The organism is Rathayibacter sp. Leaf296 (assembly GCF_001423045.1).
GTDB classification, from domain to species: domain Bacteria; phylum Actinomycetota; class Actinomycetes; order Actinomycetales; family Microbacteriaceae; genus Rathayibacter; species Rathayibacter caricis.
The window spans coordinates 363404-381541 of the sequence record NZ_LMNR01000003.1 but is presented as its reverse complement, the minus strand read 5'-3'; the positions used below and the strand labels follow the sequence as shown (position 1 = coordinate 381541).

Here is an 18138-nt window from a genome sequence, read left to right as displayed (position 1 = left end):
GCCAGAAGGTCGCCCCGGGCGGCCCGAAGATCACCACGGAGGAGGACTTCGCGACGGTCGTGGCTCCCGAGCCGCGCGCGAAGGAGCGCCAGGACCTCGTGAACGAGTACTACCTCCCGTTCAAGGCGAACGACGCCTACCCGCCGGTGCTGCTCTCGAACGACGAGCTCGACCGCGTCTCGTTCGCGCTCACCGACATCAACACGCTGGTGAAGGAGAAGTTCGCGGCCTGGATCGTCAACGGCACCGTCGAGGACGAGTGGGACTCCTACGTGTCGCAGCTCGAGTCGATGGGCGTCGAGGACGTCACGGCCACGTACCAGCAGGCGTACGACCGCTTCCAGAGCGGCGGCGAGTAGTCCCGGAGGCGCGGGCGGACGTCCGTCCGCGCCTCCCCTCTCCCGTTCCCCCGACCGGCCGCACCGACCCCCTCGCATTCAGGAGCCCCTGTGACCCTCACCTCCACGACCGACGCCTGGCGTCCGTCCGCGCACTTCACCGCCCGTGACACCTGGCTGAACGACCCCAACGGGCTGCTCTTCCACGACGGCGTCTACCACCTGTTCTTCCAGAACAACCCGACCGGCAGCACCTGGGGCAACATCTCGTGGGGGCACGCGACGTCGACCGACCTCGTGTCGTGGGAGGAGCAGCCGGTCGCGATCCCCGTCCTCGACGGCGAGATGGCCTTCTCGGGCAGCGCGGTCGCCGACGTCCGCAACACCGCGGGCTTCGCGGGGCCGGGCGAGACCGCCCTCGTCGCGGTGTACACCGCCGCCCGCGCGCCGGGTGCCGACGGCACGGGAGCCTCGCAGGCGCAGGCGCTCGCCTTCAGCGTCGACGACGGGCGCACGTGGACGCGGTACGCCGGCAACCCGGTGCTCGACATCGGCTCGGCCGAGTTCCGCGACCCGAAGGTGTTCCGGTTCGGCGGCGACCACGGCCACTGGGTCATGGTGGCCGTCGAGGCGGTCGAGCGCCGCGTCGTCGTCTACACCTCGGACGACCTGAAGGAGTGGACCCGGCGCTCGCACTTCGGCCCCGCGCACGCCACGGCCGGCGTCTGGGAGTGCCCCGACCTGTTCCCTCTGCGGGTGCGCGGCACCGACGAGGTCCGCTGGCTGATGATCGTGAGCCTCAACCCGGGCGGGATCGCCGGCGGATCCGGCAGCCAGTACTTCGTCGGCGATTTCGACGGCGCGGAGTTCACGGCCGACCGGATCAGCGACTCCGCCGATCCCGCCGACTACGACTGGCTGGACTACGGCCGCGACTACTACGCCGCCGTCTCGTTCAACGACGCCCCGGACGACCGCCGCCTGACGATCGCGTGGGCCAGCAACTGGGACTACGCCGGCGACACTCCGACCACGCCCTGGCGCTCGTCGATGTCGCTCGTGCGCGAGCTCGAACTCGTCGAGGGGGCCGACGGCCGCCTCGCCCTGGCGCAGCGCCCGATCCTGCCCGCTTCCTCCGAGCTGCGCGTCTTCGACGTCGACGTCTCGTGCCGGCCCGGGGACCGCACGGAGCTCCGCCTCCTCACCGACACCACGGACGAGGCGGTGATCCTCACGGTCGACGCCGACGAGGGCGTCCTCACCTGCGACCGCACCCGGAGCGGTGCCGTGGACTTCGCGCCGTCGTTCCCCTCGGTCGACTGGGCCCCGTTGCCTCCTCGGGGCGGCGCGGACCGCGTGTCGATCCGGATCGTCGTCGATGCGACGGTGCTCGAGGTGTTCGTCGGCGGCGGGCTGAGCACGCTGACGCAGCTCGTGTTCCCGTCGGCGCCGTTCACGACGCTGCAGGTGCGCGCGGCGGAGTGAACCGCGGGGCGGTCCGTGTCGTCCGTCGGGGCGATGCGGCACGCCGGAGCGAGCGGGCGCGGAACGGGCGCTGAGCTCTCCCCGGTCCCCGGTTCGCGCCCGGTCGCGGCGGCTACGGCGTCACGAGTGGGCGCGGAACGGGCGGTCGGTGCGACTCAGGGCCCGCTCCGCGTCCACTCGCGCCGCGTCAGGCGTCCGAGTTGCCCGCCCAGCGGACGGTGCCCTGCGCCTCCTCCTTCGTGATGCGCGACACCGTGCCGCAGTGGGCGCACTCCAGGAGGTACCGCGACGACACCGTGACCAGCGGCACGAAGAAGAGCGACAGCCGCGTCCGGCTCCGGATCACGCGCTGCTCGTCGCGCACTCCGCAGACGCGGCAGACGAAGACGAGCACGCGCAGGACGTCCTCGACCGAGCGGGTTCCGAAGATCAGCAGCATCCGGCGACTCTACGGATGCACGGTCCGGCGGCCGAGGGGCTTGCGCGCCCTCCCGGGGGCGGTCGCCGCGTACTGCTGCGCGAAGAGGACCGTGACGAGCGCGAGTTCGAGCAGGTCGCCTCCGTAGTACAGGATCTGCGCGGCCTGCCGCTCGACGCCGCTCGCCCCCTCGGCGTAGAGGGTCGTGCCGAGCAGCGCGTGCGCGGCGATGCTGCCGAGGACGACGCCCACGCGAAGGCCGAACGGCGCGCGGTGCGGCGCGGGGTCGACTCCGATCAGGGCGCCCGTCAGCAGGCAGCCCGAGGCGAGGAAGTGCACGCCCAGCAGAGCGTGCAGCAGCAGATCCGCATGCGCGGCCCCGAGCAGGCCCGTCGCGTGCACGAGCCAGAGCGAGCCGGTCGAGAGCAGGACGGCGGGGATCGAATGCGCGAGCACGCGGGCGGGGCGACTCCGCAGCACCCGGGAGAGGCGGCGGGCGGCGGTCACGTCGAGGGCGCGCAAGGCGAGCGTGACGGGCGCCGAGGCCGTGATCAGGAGGGGCGCGAGCAGGCCCAGCGCGAGGTGCGCGAGCATCGCGCCGCGCGGATCCGCGTGCGCCCAGGCGGCGAAGGGGCCGGTGAGCGAGGCGATCGCGACTCCGAGGCCCGCGAGCAGCAGGAGGAGCCGCCGCAGCGGCCAGGGGCGGCCGCGGCGGGACTCGGCCCGGCCCGCTCCGACGGCGAGCGCCGCCGCCACGACGAGCGGGAGGCTCAGCAGGAGCCCGGGATCGAGCAGGGGGTGGACGTGCGGAGTCACGCGCCCCGCCGCACGCGCATCGACAGAACGATCCCCGCGGCGAGCAGCAGCGCGCCCGAGGCGACCCACGCGACGTCGTACGGCAGCAGGTCGACCTCGTAGCGCACCTGGTGCACGCGGAGGAGCTTGTGGTCGACGACGCCGTCCCACAGCTGGAAGAGTCCCGCGCCGGTGAGGCCGCCCGCCACCGCGACCGACGCGCGCAGTGAGGAGCGGCGGCGCGCGTCGAGCAGCAGGAAGAACCCCGCGACCAGCGCGACGACCTCGACCGCGTGCAGCAGCCCGTCCGACAGCAGTCCGATCGCGGGCGTCGAGCGGTCGTAGAAGTGGTGCCAGCTGAGGATCTGATGGAAGGCGATCTCGTCGACGGCGGCCATCAGCGCGACGCCGATCAGGAACGCGCCCTGGTAGGCGCGCTCGCGGACGAGCCTTTGCACCGCACGCCCCCGTCCGGATCGTGCTCGCATCATCCGCCCCTCCCCGTCGCCGCCCAGTCAAGCGGCGTCGCCGCTCGCCGCGGAAGGGCTTGACCGGGTGCGAGAGCGGACCGGCTCCGGATCCGTGCTCTCGTCCGGTCGGTCGCCCGTCGGGCACAGCTGTCGGGATCACGGTGCAGCGGCCGTTTCCGCCGGATCGGTGCGGCGGCGGACGATCCGCTCCGACGCGTCGGCGGGATCAGTGGAGTGATCGGGACGAGGCGTCGGCTCGATCCGCTCGACCCGACGGCGGGCGGGGAGGTCATCGGGATCGGTCGAGCGTTCGAGGGACGCGATCCGGCGTCCCCGCTCGGCGCGAGGAGAAGCACGTGACGAATAAGGACGACGGAGTGACCACCCGTTCCTGGAGGAGCCTCCGCGGCTCCGGAAAGACCTCGAAAGAGAGGATCGACGCCACGCGGCGCGCCGAGCCCTCCTTCGCCCACGACATCGAGCGCACAGCGGCACCGACGACGGGCCCCGACACCACGGCGTCTCAGGGAGGCCTGGCGATCCGGACGCTGGCGACCGCCCGGTCGCGCACGAAGCGGCGAGCGGACCGCGCGTCGCGTCGCGCGCACCGCGCGGCCCGAGCCCGCCAGAAGCAGGCGAACGGCGTCGAGGACACGACCCGCGTCCTCGAGCATCCCCGCGAGAGCGCTCGGCTCGTCGAGGCCCTCGACCACGACGTGCGCGGAGCCTCGATCGCGTATCTCGTCTCGAGCGTCCCCGGCATGGTCGTCGCGGGACTCGCGGGCGCGATGATCCTCAACGATCCGCCGTTCGTCATGTCGACCGTCCGGACCGCGCTGGATCTGCCGACGAGCGTCCCGCTCTGGCACATCGGGAATCCCGATGTGCTCGTCTCCCTCGCGAGCGCTGTGAGCATCACGCTCGTCCTCCTCGGCGCGGCTCGCCTGATCGGCGCCTCGGTCGCCTCTGCAGTGTTCCTGGGGCCGCTCCTCGGAGACGAGACGTCCTTCCCCGAAGCGCGCCGATCACGCGCCGTGCTGCCGCGTGGCCGGACGCTGCTGATGGCTGCGATCGGCACCGTCGTCCTCGCGGGCGCCGTCCTCCTCCTCCACATCCTCGCGGAGCAGCGCTTCGCGGGCGGGGTCGCCGCGGTCTTCTCCGGGAGCGACGCGACGACCACCGCTCTCGCGAGCTACGTGACGTGGCTCCCCGTCGTGGTAGTGCTGCTCGAGATCGTCGCGCACCACCCGGTCTTCGTGCACACGCGGAGGGCGGCGCGCTGGTCGGTCGGCTTCCGGATGCGCGAAGCGCGCGACGTGCGTCGGGATCGCCGACGCGCCAGTCGAGCGGCGAGCGCGCTCCGCTCCGCCCGCCTCTCGATGGCGGTTCTGGGCGACATGCTCGGCGACGTCGGCCTGCGCTCGCAGAGCGAGTACCTGGACGCGTCGATCGGGACAGGGAGGGTCTCCGCCCACTCGGTCGCCCGGCTCCTGGGCGTCACGACAGCCACCGCCGAGAACGCCGACTCGACGGAGGGCGCGCAGGCGGAGGGCGCGGAGGCGGAGGACACCGTGGTCCGGGAGTCGCTGCCTCCGCTGGACCTCTCGGGTCGCATCCACGCCGGGTGGATCACGACGTCGCCTGTCAGCAATCGGGTGCTGGAGGCGATCCACGCCTACCGCGTCGTCGCGGAGGCCGAGTCACTGCCCTCCGCAGCGGAGCTGTGGAAGAAGGCCCGCGCGTCCGCACGGACCGCCGCGGACCGTTCCCGGCTCGATGCCCCGGCTTCCGACGACATCCACCTCGTCGACCCTCCCGCGGTCGGCGCCCTCCGGAACCCGACCCGCGCCGACCACGGCAGGCCCCCGGCGACGCAGCCCGTCGTCCCCGCAGCCACCGCCCCCGACTCCGCTGATGAAGCGGCCTGAACGAAGGAGACCCATGTCCATCACCTCCACCCGCCTGCTGCGCCTCGTCGCCGCGACCGCGATCCTGCCCGCCCTGGTGACCGGCTGCTCCAGCACCACGGAGAGCACTGGAACCGAGGTCGTGACCGGCACGCTCTCCGCCGAAGCGCTCGACGCGTGCACCACGGTGCTCGGCCGCACGCTGCCCGACTCCCAGGACCGGCTGGTCATCGTCTCCGACCGGACCGTCTCGGTCACGCCGGAGGGGTTGCCGCCGGAGCTGACGGAGGCGATCGTCCGGACCAGCGAGAACGACGGCTCGGTCAGCGTCGTCGCCGTCGACGGTGCCGACTCGCCGCCGGAACTGCTCGCGGAGAACGCGGCGCTGAGCACGGAGGGGCCGCGCGATCGGCCCTCCGTCGGCGCCCTCGCCGCGCAGATGCCCCGCTGCGTCGAGGAGGTCCTGCTCGCGCGGACCTCGCCGACCTCGGCCGGCACGGATCTGCATCGGGCTCTGGCGCTCGCGTCCGAGCTCTCGGACGAGACGACGGACGTCTGGCTGCTCAGCGACTTCGTCTCCACCGCCGGGCCCTTCACCCTCGACGAAGGCACCGTCGCGCAGGACGCCGCCGCGGCGGCGGAGCGCATCGCCGCGGTCGCTCCGCTCGATCTGCACGGAGCCGACCTGCACGTCGCCGGAGCGGGCAACACGAGCGAGCCGATCCTGACCGCGAACCGCGAGTGGCTGCGCGACCTCGCCCGGTCGCTGTGCTCGTCCTGGAACGCGAAGGGGTGCGAGGCGATCGAGACGGACCCCGCCGTCGCGGCGCCGGTCGTCGAGGGCCTTCCGGCGGATCCGATCCCCGCGTTCCCCGCGCTGACTCGGACGGCGAGCGATTCAGGGTGCGTGTTCGAGGCTCCGGCGAGCATCACGTTCGCCGGATCCTCCGCCCGGTTGCGCGAGGACGCCGCCTCGGCGTTCGACGCTGCCGTCGCGCTGATGCTCTCGCAGCCGACCACCTCTGCGATCGTCGTCGGTCACACGGCGAGCACCTCAGGGTCCACCCACCAGGAGAACCTCCGGCTGAGTACCGACCGCGCCCGAGCGGTCATGTCGATCCTCCTCGACGCGGGAGTGGATCCGGCGCGGCTCACGGCCGTCGGGGTCGGCGACACGCAGCCGCGGGTCGAGGACCTCGACAGCGCCGGTGCTCAGATCGAATCCGCAGCGGCGACGGAGCGGCGGGTCGACATCGTCGTCTCGGGAACCGGGTGCTCGGCGTGAGCGCGGCGCTGACGCCTCTCCGGCCCCGGATCGGCCGGCTGCGGGAGCCGGCTCCGCTGCGCAGGCCCGGTCGGCTCCCGCTCCGGCTGCTCCTGGCCGCCCTGCTCGTTCTGGGTACGACTGCCTGGGGCGTCGCGGCCCTTCTCGATCAGCCGCGGCGCCTGGGGGACGTCGTCCTGGTCGGCGCGCGGAGTCCCGCGCCGTTGGACGTCGTCCTCCTGCTCGACGAATCGGGCAGCTTCACCGACTACGCGGCGGTGCGGACTGCCGCGATCACGGACCTCGCGGAGTGGGCACCCGAGAATCTTCGACCGGAGGACACCATCACGATCCTGGCGTTCGCCGGCGACGCGGTGGTCCGGATGCCCACCACCACCGTCGCGGACCTCGCGGGGCGAGGAGCGCAGCTGACCGCCGACTCCCCGGCACTCGACGGTACGGAGATCCTGCCGGCGCTTGAGTCGGCCGACGAGGCGATGGGCGAGACGGGCCACACGCGCACTCTCGTCGTCGTCTCCGACACCGTCGTCAGCGATGCGGACGAGGCCCGGGTCGCGGAGCGGGTCGCGGCACTGGACGCGACCACCTCGACCGTGATCGTGCCGGCCGGTGTCGGAATCACGGCCCCGTGGCGGGACGCGTTCCCGTGGCAGCGGAGCACGACCGCCGATCCCGGATCGACGGACGGCACGTCCCTGGCGATCGGCACCGCCCTCGCTCACGCCACCGGGCAGGAAGCCCGGCACAGGTGAGGACCGCCCGGGGATCGGCTCATGGAGGAGGCGTCGTCGACGCTCGCCCGGAAGCTAGGATCGGCTTCGAGAACCCCCGATGGCGCATCAGCGTCGGAGATGAGGAGCCGTGACATGCGCGCTCCCGCAGTTCTCCTCCAGGGCATCGATGTCGGCGACACCTCGTACTGGTCCTGGGAGTGGCGCGGCGGCACCGCGCCCTCCGGCCTCCACGCGATCCCGCTCGAACGGCTCCTTCCGGCTCTCGACGAGCTGGCGGACGCCCTGCCCGGTGTCCGGCCTCGCGAGTCGGCCCTCGACGTCGCTGCTCTGCGCCGGTCGCTGCAGCATGTGGATGCCGGGCGCCGAGGTCGCGAGGCGGACGTCCTCCGTGCGACGACCGATCTGCGCATGCCGCTCGCGGAGCGGAACGCCCGCGAGGCGGCGACGCTCCGGATCCACGCGGCGATGCACCGGTGCCTGACCGGCGCGCTGTCCCGCCTCGGAACCGAATCCGAGCTCATGTCGCGACTCGCCGAGGTGCTGCTGCCGGCCGATCTCCTCGCGCAGATCGTCGCCGCGCGAGGTCCGGCGAGCACTCCGGTCGAGGTCGCCGTGCTGCCGGCGCAGAGCTGCGCGCGGGTTCCATGGGAGCTGCTGCGGATCGGCCGCGACGACGACACCCGGCTCCTCGAGGTCGCACGGCTGTCCACGCTGTCGCCCGTCCTGACCCGCGACGGGGAGCACCGCCGTCGCCCGTGCCGCGATGGGGGACCCGCGCGGGTGATCGACCCTCGGAACGATCGCGGCATGATCGTGCACCCGGAGACCCGATCCGAGTGGCCACCCGGAGGGGAGGAGCTGGCCTTCCAGCGGACCGTCGATCGCGCCTGGCTCGCCGAGCACCTCCCGAGGGCGTCGCACTTCACCTACTTCGGGCACGTCGCGAGCGGGCGCGATCACGCCGGCCGCCCCGAGGCGGCGCAGACCGCGCTCGTGCTCGGCACAGCGACTGGAGCGCGCGGGCACCTCTTCACAGCACAGGACGCTCTCCTCGGAACGATCGGCTCCCGCGGGCCGGACCTCGGCCGAGCTCCTGGCGCCGGCCGGGATCTCTGGCCGATGCCGCCGCGGGTGGCCGTCATCGCCTGCGAGAGCGGCGTCGACTACCTCGACGTCGAGCCGTTCGGGCTCGTGACCGCGTTCCTCGAACTCGGGGCCGAGGCCGTCACCGCGACGCGATGGGTCCTGCACACCGACCGCGCGATCGGCTGCTACGAGGAGACCTCCGCGCCGCTGGGCCGGACCGCTCTCGAGATCGACGATCTCCAGCACGTCACGCGGCACCCGGACCTCCTGGCGGCGATGAGTGCGTGGAAGCGGACCCGCCTGGATCTCTGGCGTGAGGATCCGTCGCTCGACACCTCGCCCCTGACCTGGGGCGCGTTCACGCTGTACAGCGCCGGAACCGGTGCGCGCGGCTCGGGAGAGGCATGATCACGGCGCCCACGCTCGAGATGCTGCGGGCCGAGAAGGAGCGCGCGGTCGCGGCGTTCGTGGCGGGAGACGTTCCCGCCGCGCGGCGCACCCTGCTGCGAGTCATCGCAGATCTCGAGCGGTTCCCGGCCGCACCCCCCGATCCTCAGCTCACTCGGGAGCTGGCGAACTGCGAGTTCGACCTCGGAGTCGTCGAGTCCGTCGCGGGTTCGTTCACGGAGGCCTGCCGCCGCCTCGAGCGCGCAGCCGAGTCCTACTCCGGCGCCCGTGAGCGGAGCAGGAGCCTGCTCCAGCTCGCGCTCGTGCTCCTCCGATCGGGGCGCTCTGCGGCACGCGCCGCGACGATCACCGCAGAGGCGATCCCCGGGGCGGACTCCGACGATCCGCGGGATCGGGCGCTCCTCGTCGCGGTCCGTGCAGGGATCGCCGAATCTCAGGGCGATCGCGCGGGGGCGCTCGCCCTCCTCGACAGAGAAGCGACCGGCAATGGTGACGCTCGAGCGACGGCCGGGCTCCGCGCTCGTCTGGGGGCGCTCCTGCTCCGCCTCGGACGTCACGACGAGGCCGTCGTGCAGCTGACCGCGGCGCACACCGCCTTCTCGGCGTACGAGCACCGCCTCGATGCGCTGCTGGTCGCCGTCGAACTCGCTCTCGTGTCTCTGGACCGCGGACTGGCTGCGGACGCCCACGGAAAGATCATGACGATCCTCCGCAGCACGCAGGGCGAGTCCGGCAGTCCGTCCTGCCGACTGGGCGAGGGCTCGCCCGTCCGCGCACGGTGCCTGGATCTGCTCGGCACGATCGACCGCGGACGTGGCGGGGTCGACGCGACAGTCCGGTCGATCACCCAGCACCGGGAGGCGTCGGCTCTGTTCGCCGCCGGAGGCTGGGTGCATCAGTCGGCGATCAGCACGCTCAACGAGGCGCTCGACCATCTCGTGATGCAGCGCTCTCGGGCAGCGGCCCATGCTGCCGGTCTGGTCGAGGAGGCACTCGGAGTACTCGAGGACGGCTCCTCGACGGGCCCCGAGGCGTCAGACGGACGTGTCGCCCTCGGGATTGCGCGCTCTCTCCTGCACGTGCCGGGTGATCGAGCGGAGGCGATGACCGCCTTCCACGCGGCGGCCGAGGGCTATGCGGCGGCGGGACTGCTCCTCGAGCAGTCCACGGCGCTCCACGACCTGGGCTGGATCCTCGCAGAGGAGGCGTTCGCAGCCCGGGAGCGCGGCGACGATCCGGTCGCGCTGGAGGACCGCGCACTGGGTCTGCTCATCCCCGCCGCACTCGTACGGGACGCCTCGCGATATGACATCTCGATCCCGCACCACCGGCGCGCGTGGTGGGCCCGCCACGCCGAGGTCTCGTGGGGCGGCGCCCTGCGGGTGGCGTTCGAGGCGGGACGGACCGAGCTGGCGGCTGAGCTGATCCTCCGTGCTCGGCGGGCAGGTGCGATCGACCTGGTGACGGCGGAGACCCGGTCCGAGGACGACGCCCCGCTCGAGGGGCTGGAGCTCCCGAGCATGTCCGCCTCGCTCCCCGCGGGCGCGGTCCCTCCTGCACTGAGGCTGGTTCCGGGTCCGCGGATCGAGATGCCCTCCGATGGACGTCTCGCCCTCGCCGATTACGAGGACTCGGCGGCAGCGACCTACCGTCTCGATCCCGCTCGGCTGCGCTCCTCCCTGACGGCGGCGGTCCTGTGAGGGACACGGTCGACACGGGATGGATCCCGATCGCGCGTGACGCGGACGGCGCTCCCGCGCCGCTCGAGGGCCGGTTCGCCGGGGCCCCGGTGCTGCCCGGTGTCGACCACCGGACCTCCCTCGTCGAGAGCGTGCGCCGGCTGAACCCCCATGCTCTCGACGAAGGACTGCTGCGCTGCGATCTCGCATCGGCCCATCTGGCGGCGGGCAGGCGGGACAGTGCCGTCCGGTCCCTGGACGAGCCCGCGGCCCGATCGGCGCTGGTCCTCCTGGCCGAGCGGATGCTCGGCCCCGACCGTCTCGACGCCGACAGCGGACCGCAGCTGCACCTGAGTGCCCGGCTCGGCCCGGGCCTGGCGGATCTCGCACGGCTCGCAGCCCTCGCCGGCGAGCTGTTCGAGGGAAGCCGGTTCCCCGCGCTCGCGGCGGAGCTCGACATCGATCTGCGGCTGCGGCGGAACCGGACGACGGCGGCCCTGGCGACACCGCTCAGCCGCTGGATCGAGGCACCGGGCATCGGGACGCTGATGGGCGATGCCGCCCGGCACCGACGCGTCGACCTCCGCGCGGTCCCCCCGCGGCTCGTGACGTGGAGCGGGGCGCTCCGCGACGAGATCGCGACGCACCACCTCGCTGACGGCGGTGTCCGCGTGCTCATCCCGCTGGCTCGGCAGCCTCGTCCGGAGGAGTCCCTCCGGCTCTTCGCGGCCGACTCCGCCGGAAGGGTGCTCGCCGACGTCCCGCTGCGCCTCACCGGCGATCACCTCGTCGCTGAGCACCACGGGTCCGGGACCGGTTCCTGGTTCGGCATCCACTCCGAGGGCACCGACCCGGGGCCGCTGGCGTCCCGCGCCGTCGGGCGCGCGGTCGATGCGGAGCGGCTGCTGATCGACTCCTGGTCGTCGTCGCGGCTCGTGCTCGCGGCCGCGGTCGCGGTGGCGGCCGAGCAGAGCCGTCACGGAGGCCCGAGCAGCACCGCGACGGACGACCTCATCACCGCCCGGCTGACCGCTCCCCTCCCGAGCGAGACGGCGGCCGCGGCGAAGCACGAGGCCCTGCGGGACGAAGGAGGGGACCCCGGCATCATCGCGGCGACCTTCGCCGACTTCGCGGATCGCCGCGCCTGGGATCTGCCGACGACGAGCGTCGGCCCCTTCCGCCCGCTCCTGAGCGAGCTGGTGCACGTCCTGTCCGGAGGGAGAACGGCATGAGTCCAGAAGCGGTACCGCGAGGAGGCCGCCTCGCCTACGAGGAGTTCGTCGTCGAGCTGTCCTGGCGCGACGAGGATCGGCTCGAGGCGAGACACGGCGAGCTGACGGAGACGAGTTCGACGGCGGCTCTGCGGACGGCCGTGAGCCCGCACAGAGCCGCGCAGGCCGATGAGCAGGCCAGGTCGTCGATCGGCGGGCTGGTCGGCGCGCTCCTGCTGCCTGCGTCCATCGGCACGGCGTTCGACGACGCCTGGGAGCGGATCTCGACCGATCCCGCGGCGGGTCTGCGCCTCGTCATCGCGCTCCCCCGGCCTCGATCGGATGCACTCGATCTGGGCGGGATCCCGTGGGAGGCCGTGCGGCATCGCAGCGAACGACCCCTCGCAGTGCGGGAGAAGACCTCCGTCGTCCGGCGCTGGATCGGCCAGCGGACGACCGACGAGCTCTTCGACGACGAGCCTCGGAGCATCCAGGTGTTCCAGGCGACGAACATCCCGGGACAGGAGCTGGACGCCGACTTCCCGAACGTCGAGCCGCACGAGTGGAGGATCCTCGGCAGGCTGCGGATCGTCCGCGATCCCGTGCTGAGCGATGTCGAGTCCCTGTCGGACGAGCGGATCAGCGTCTTCCACTTCACGGGGCACGGAGAGGCCCACGCGCTGCGGCTGGCCGAGCGCGACATCACCCGCCCGATGGCGAGCGCGGCTCTCGTCGGCACGCGCCTCGCCGTCCTCAGTGCGTGCGACACCTCCACGAACGAGCCGAGGGCCCTCTTCCCGCACCCCGGGATCGCGGGGGAGCTGGCCGATACCGTTCCGGCGGTCCTCGGCATGTCCCGCCAGGTGAAGGACACCGAGACCTCGATGTTCCACGGCGAGATGTACCGCCTGCTGCGTGCAGGCGTCTCGCTCGACGAAGCGGTCCGGAGCGCACGCAGCCTCCTGATGGACAGGTCGGAGCCGGGTCGGCTCGCCTGGGCCGTCCCCGTGCTGCATCTCGGAGTCACCGGCAGCACCCGTCCGCGCCTCCGCGGCGCTCCGCCGGTGCAGACCGCACCGCTCGCCGTGCTGCGCTCGCGCGACGGGCGGACCATCGTCGCCGTGGAGGCCTCGGAGGGCGGCGGTGCCAGGCTCGTGCCGCTCGAGGACGCGGCGGAGTCGCCCGCCGCGCTCTCCCCCGACGGAAGCGCCGTGGCGACGGGCAGCGGCAGCGGGCTCGTCCTCGGGCACGTCTACTCCGACGGCGACCGTGTCGGACTCGAGCAGTGGGCGGCCGGTCTGCCCGACGCGCTCGCCGACGCGCACGTTCTCGCCGTCTCCCGGAGGTACGCCAGCAGCACGCTCGACCTCGTGCTCTCGGGGCGCACGGGTGCGGTGGAGCTCTCGTGGAGGTCGGGATGGATCGCTCCGCAGCCGACGAACGGGGCGGACGGCGCCAGCGGCGCCGTCTTCACACCCGCCGGAACCCTGCTGGTGCGCGACCGCCGGCTCGTCACGGTGCCGGATCTCCTGCCGGGCTTCCTCTCGATGGCCCGGGTCTCGGGATGCGACGTCGGCTGCTCCGCCGGGGTGTGGATCGCCGTGGCGTGGGGCAGTGACCGCGCCGGGAGGCCGCGCCTGGAGGTCCACCGCTGGGACGAGCGGCACGAGGCCGGCGGCGAGCCGTACTGGAGCCCGGTCGAGATCCCCTACTCCCTCGTGCACGGAGCGGTGAGCGCGGGGGTCGTCCGCGAGCTGTCCTCCCGGGAGGCACCGCATCAGATCGTGGTGCAGAAGGCGGAGTCGATCGAATCCTTCGACCTGCTCGATTCCCGGGCCGACACCCTTTGGACGAGGTAATAGAGTGACGCCCATGGACCGCGCCGCCCTGCTCTCCGACGTCTCCCGGAAGCTCGGTCGCCGCCGACTCGTGTGGGCCGGCATCCGCGGTGAGGACGCCGTCCCCCTCGCCGATCTCCCGCAGTTCGACGGCGCCTTCTCCTTCATGTCCCGGTACTCCCAACGGACGATCGAGAACGCCGTCGCCTACGAGGACCTCACCGGGGTGCGCGAGGACCCCGACGCGTGGGACATCGACGATCACACCGACGAGCAAGCGACGAAGGACTTCCGGCGCGCGCTGCTCTCCGCCCTCTCCGGCGACAGCGCGCTCATGACGTACCGGCCTTCGCGCTTCTTCTCGGCGATCGCCTTCGCCCGACAGGATCGCTGCCGCACTCTGGGCATGTTCGGCGCCCATCAGTTCGCCTTCGAGCACAAGCCGTGGGTCGAGACGGCGGTCGCCGAGCTCGGCCTTCCCCACATCCCGTGGACCTACGTCGCCGACGAGGACCAGTTGTCGACCAAGGAGCTCCTCACGTCCGGGTCCATGGTGCTCCGCCGGAGTCGGACGTCGGGCGGCGCCGGCATCGTCCGCATCGACGATCCCGCCGAACTGCGCGGATCGTGGCCGGTCGTCGACGAGGGCTTCGTCAGCGTGGCGCCCTACTTCGAGAACGCGCTGCCCGTGAACGTGGGGGCGACGGTGTGGCGCGACGGAGGCGTCACGGTCCACCGTCCCTCGGCTCAGCTGATCGGGATCCCGCAGGCCGTCGCCCGACCGTTCGGCTATGCGGGCAACGACTTCGGCCTGATGCGCGACGTCGACCCGCGCATCGTCGATGAGATCGAGGACTCGACCCGGCGCATCGGTGCGTGGCTCGGCCGCAACGGCTACCTCGGCACCTTCGGCGTCGACTACCTGATCCACGACGGGCACGCCCTGTTCACCGAGATCAACCCGCGATTCCAAGGCTCCACGCACGCCTCGTGCCGGTTGTCGATCGAAGCCGGGGAGGCGTGCCTGATGCTCGAGCATCTCGCAGCCTGGCTCGACGTGCCGCGGCCGACGGAGGCCCGTCCGCTGCGCGACGTCGTCGCCGAGACCCCGGACCTCGCTCACCTGGTCGTGCACTGGGAGGACGACGCCGCCGAGCTCGACTGCGATCCGCTCCTCGCCGCGATCGACCGTCTCGATCCGCACGGGAGGACCGAGCTCGTCCCTCCGAGTGGCATCGTGAACGCTCGCGGAGCGCAGATCGTGCGCTGGACGACCCGGCGCCGCGTGACCGACGACGGGTACTCGCTGCTGCCGGCCGTGCGCGAGGTCGGGAGCGACCTGCTGGAACCGATCCACGAAGGGGCACTCCGATGAGCGGCGACTACGAGAACTTCCGGGGAACACGGCAGGGCAAGTACTTCCCCTCCTGGCGGAAGTACCTCAGCGCTTACACGGCCTCGGGGTCGCTCGACGACGCGATCCGCTCCATCAACAAGTCCAGTCGGCGGTTGAACGACAACCTCGAAGAGCCGACCGTGCTCCCGGGCGTCCCTCTGCGCGACGTGATCGCTCCGGCGCGCATCGCCCCCTGGCCCACCTTCGTCCTCGGCAGCGGCTGCCTGACCGCCCGCGACTGGGCGGAGGAGAGCGGAGGAACGAGCAAGGCGGACCTGTCGGACGCCCTCGAGCGGGTCAGCCGCGACCGGGTCGCACGCGCTCAGACCCTGTCGTTCGTCGACAATCTCGCGTTGAACCGCAGCGAGCGATCGCTCGACTCGCCCGGGCTGTCTCCCGCGCCGCGGAGCGCGGAGCACTGGGACTTCATCGCCCGGACTGCACTCGCCGCGACGCTCCTCACCCGCCTCTACGGACACTCGATCGCCGAGTCGGCGCAGATCGTGACGGACTCCCACCGGGAGCGGATCACGCTTCCTCGGAATCCGTTCACCAGGCGCGAGTACATCGCCCCTCTCGAGGCCGAGCTCAAGAAGTTGACGACGAAGCCGACCGAGGGCCGAGCGCTCCGCTCCAGCCTCGCCAGCCTCGCGGAGTCGATCCTCGCGTCCCTCGAGGGCGGCGAGGTGCAGCGGGCCCACGTCGAGCTCCTCTCGGCCTTCCTCTGGTTCCTGCTCACCGAGGACACCTTCCTCTACCCCGACTGGTCGGACCTGCTGCTCTTCGAGGCCTTCATGGACGAGGAGCTGATGGAGCGCATCGCCGAGGACGAGGCCTGGCACGATTCCCAGCTGAAGCCGAGCACCACCGCGATGGGCAGCGCCGCTCCGGTGGCCCGATGGCTCACGGCGCGGCTCGCGGAGATCTCGGAGAACTCCTGGGCGTCGCGAGACGACGCGAGGCGGAGTCCGACGCCGCGCGACGAGTTCTACGACGCGATAGCGGCGATCCTCGGGCAGCAGGCCGATCGCTACCACTCCTTCGAGGACGTCGGCAGCGACCACAAGCCACCGCTGCCGACCGGCTTCGTCACGACGTTCGATCTCGAACTCGAGATGGCGATGTGGCAGCGCTCGCTCTCCTTCGCGGAGCCGCGCCCCTTCGTCGTGATCGTGCCCGTCGTCGTCCCCGAGAAGACGAAGACGTCGGTGTCGTTGCGCTGGGCGTGGCGCGAGGTCGTCCCGACCGCCGACGGCGACCAGCTGAGGGCCTTGCGCGACGGGGGGCCCGGCGCGTGGACGCTGATCGGGAAGGGAGGATCTCTGCCGGGACCACTGAGGGACACCCCCGAGACCTGGGGGCGCACGCCCGTCATCGTCCGACTCGCCGGCTCGCCGCTGATGTCCGTCGACGTCGCCGGGATCACGGATCTCCGGCAGGCGCTGCTGCTGGACGAGTACACGGCCGTGAGCCACACCGTCCTCGATCTGACCGCGGCGGCGCAGTCCTCGCCCTACACGAACACCTTGGAGAGCATGAAGGGCCTTCCTGCCTCGCTGACGGAATCGCGACTGACGGCGGCGTCCGCTTACATGCCGCGCTACTGGATGTTCCTCGGCACTCAGCTCAACGACTCCGGCGTCCGCATGCGGCTGCTCTCGAACCAGATCGCCTTCGCGGCGCAGAACGTGAAGGACGGAGTGTCCGAGAACGTCGCGGGGATGGCGATCAACCGGCGTTCGCGGCCGAACGACCGCGAGGTGTTCCACTGGTTCGGGCTCGACGTGGTGAAAGCCGATGTCGTCGGCTCGGTCACCGAGCCCCTCCGGAAGCTCCACTCGACACTCGAGGGTGTCTTCGACACGGCCGAGAGCAGCATCAGGGCTGCCATCGAGAGGGATGAGTGGGCATGACCGGCGGACTCGCAGCATGGTTCCAGCGCATCAGGGACGACGAGGCCCGGAACTACTGGCCCGGCCCCAGGCCGCTCGGCCGGAAGGATCCGGACGAGCAGCTCGTCGGCCGCGCCCAGGACGTCCGCGACATCCTCAAGATCCTGCGCGACACGCAGATGATCGTGCTGAGCGGAGCTACGGGCGACGGCAAGTCGTCCCTCCTCGACAAGGGCGTCCTGCCGACGCTCGTCCGGCGCGGCAACCTCGTGCTGCACTGCAACCAGTGGTCGGGCACCGGCGAGGACGTCGAGGACGGAGGGGACTTCCTGCAGGCCAAGCTCGCGGACCAGCTGCCGGACACGATCGCTCCGGGTTCCGACTTCATGGACTCCCTGGACAGCGTCTACGGTGCCCGTGCCTGCATCGTCCTCGACCAGTTCGAGGAGCTGATCCGGCACGAGCCGGTGCTCTTCGACCGGATCTGCTCCTGGATCGCCCACGTCGTCCAGACCACCCAGGTCCGCATCGTCGTCTCGCTGCGCGAGGAGTACCTGGTCCGCCTGCGAGCGATCGACGTGGGCCCCTACGCCCGACGCGACTTCGTGATCGAGCCGATCCGCGAGGCGGCGACGATCGAGACGCTGCTGCGCAGCGGTCGGCGCTCCGGCGGCGACGAGACGATCGAGGAGTCCGCGGTGGAGCGGCTCCTGCAGCTCTGGGGCCTCGCCGACGGGGGGTCGCGAGCCCGCAACGTCGGTCTGCTGCACCTCCAGGCGCTGCTGTACGTGCTCTGGCGAGAACGTCCTGAGGACGGGGTCGTCAGCGGCACGGAGCTGCGGTGGCTGGAGGACGAGCTGCTGGGCCGAAAGGCGTTCGTCTCCGAGGCCGACCGCGCGGTGGCCCTCTTCCAGACCTCGCTCGCGCACGTGGTGGGGCTGCGGCTCGAGCTGTGCGAAGCCGAGTACCGCGGCCCCGAGATCGACGGCGAGCCCACGCTCGCCACCGGCGCGGCGCGTCTCATCCGGCGCATGTCCGGTCATCTCTCCAGCGGCGGCTACAAGGTCGACCAGGACCGCTGGCACCTGGCCGAGCTCGTGCTCGACACTGAGCTCGCGACGCTGGGCTACCGCCGCCAGGAGGACCGCGCCCTCGCGGCCTCCATGTTCGCCGACGTCTCGAAGGTCGTCGACCGC

General features: G+C 72.1%; 14 protein-coding genes and 1 pseudogene. 12 read left to right on the top strand and 3 right to left on the bottom strand.

Going from position 1 to position 18138, the window contains the following annotated elements; genetic code table 11:
• Both ASF46_RS19815 and ASF46_RS18235 read left to right on the top strand, forming a co-directional pair.
• Positions 1-359: pseudogene (locus ASF46_RS19815) on the top strand (sugar ABC transporter substrate-binding protein); the annotation flags it as partial.
• A gap of 90 nt (positions 360-449) precedes the next feature.
• Positions 450-1823, top strand: coding sequence for a glycoside hydrolase family 32 protein (locus tag ASF46_RS18235; protein WP_056868928.1), 1374 nt, complete (start codon positions 450-452; stop codon positions 1821-1823).
• A gap of 187 nt (positions 1824-2010) precedes the next feature.
• Here the strand turns inward: ASF46_RS18235 and ASF46_RS18230 are convergent, their stop codons facing one another.
• The 3 genes from ASF46_RS18230 to ASF46_RS18220 are packed head-to-tail and all read right to left on the bottom strand — an operon-like array spanning position 2011 to position 3494.
• A complete protein-coding gene (locus ASF46_RS18230; RefSeq protein ID WP_056868927.1) occupies positions 2011-2262 on the bottom strand; it encodes a zinc-ribbon domain-containing protein in 252 nt (83 codons plus the stop codon).
• 9 nt (positions 2263-2271) lie between these two features.
• Positions 2272-3057, bottom strand: a complete 786-nt coding sequence (locus ASF46_RS18225; RefSeq protein WP_056868926.1) for a cytochrome c oxidase assembly protein — start codon at positions 3055-3057, stop codon at positions 2272-2274.
• Positions 3054-3494, bottom strand: coding sequence for a DUF2243 domain-containing protein (locus ASF46_RS18220; protein ID WP_235577019.1), 441 nt, complete (start codon positions 3492-3494; stop codon positions 3054-3056). Before ASF46_RS18220 ends, ASF46_RS18225 begins: the two co-directional genes overlap by 4 nt.
• A gap of 368 nt (positions 3495-3862) precedes the next feature.
• On the opposite strand from ASF46_RS18220, the gene ASF46_RS19280 reads away from it, so the two are divergent.
• From ASF46_RS19280 to ASF46_RS19500, 10 genes are all read left to right on the top strand, one after another.
• A complete protein-coding gene (locus ASF46_RS19280; RefSeq protein ID WP_056868924.1) occupies positions 3863-5434 on the top strand; it encodes a hypothetical protein in 1572 nt (523 codons plus the stop codon).
• A 13-nt stretch (positions 5435-5447) separates the two neighbouring features.
• On the top strand, positions 5448-6698 hold the full coding sequence (locus tag ASF46_RS18210; protein ID WP_056868923.1) for an OmpA family protein: 1251 nt from the start codon (positions 5448-5450) through the stop codon (positions 6696-6698).
• Positions 6695-7450 (top strand): VWA domain-containing protein, encoded by a 756-nt coding sequence (locus ASF46_RS18205; protein WP_157602773.1) that lies wholly within the window; start codon positions 6695-6697, stop codon positions 7448-7450. Before ASF46_RS18210 ends, ASF46_RS18205 begins: the two co-directional genes overlap by 4 nt.
• Positions 7451-7564: 114 nt before the next feature.
• The gene (locus tag ASF46_RS18200; protein WP_056868921.1) at positions 7565-8926 is read left to right on the top strand and encodes a hypothetical protein; all 1362 of its coding nucleotides are present in this window, start codon (positions 7565-7567) and stop codon (positions 8924-8926) included.
• A complete protein-coding gene (locus ASF46_RS18195; RefSeq protein WP_056868920.1) occupies positions 8923-10626 on the top strand; it encodes a hypothetical protein in 1704 nt (567 codons plus the stop codon). The genes ASF46_RS18200 and ASF46_RS18195 overlap by 4 nt, the downstream gene beginning before the upstream one ends.
• Positions 10623-11837 (top strand): hypothetical protein, encoded by a 1215-nt coding sequence (locus tag ASF46_RS18190; protein WP_056868919.1) that lies wholly within the window; start codon positions 10623-10625, stop codon positions 11835-11837. Before ASF46_RS18195 ends, ASF46_RS18190 begins: the two co-directional genes overlap by 4 nt.
• Positions 11834-13675 (top strand): CHAT domain-containing protein, encoded by a 1842-nt coding sequence (locus tag ASF46_RS18185; protein WP_056868918.1) that lies wholly within the window; start codon positions 11834-11836, stop codon positions 13673-13675. Before ASF46_RS18190 ends, ASF46_RS18185 begins: the two co-directional genes overlap by 4 nt.
• Before the next feature lie 13 nt (positions 13676-13688).
• On the top strand, positions 13689-15029 hold the full coding sequence (locus ASF46_RS18180; RefSeq protein WP_056868917.1) for an ATP-grasp domain-containing protein: 1341 nt from the start codon (positions 13689-13691) through the stop codon (positions 15027-15029).
• Positions 15026-16963 carry a hypothetical protein gene (locus ASF46_RS18175; protein ID WP_056868916.1) on the top strand — a complete coding sequence of 646 codons (1938 nt, stop codon included), beginning with the start codon at positions 15026-15028 and terminating at the stop codon, positions 16961-16963. The genes ASF46_RS18180 and ASF46_RS18175 overlap by 4 nt, the downstream gene beginning before the upstream one ends.
• Positions 16960-18138: hypothetical protein (locus ASF46_RS19500; protein ID WP_162240201.1), on the top strand; the 1179-nt coding region annotated here is incomplete at its 3' end. The genes ASF46_RS18175 and ASF46_RS19500, both read left to right, overlap by 4 nt.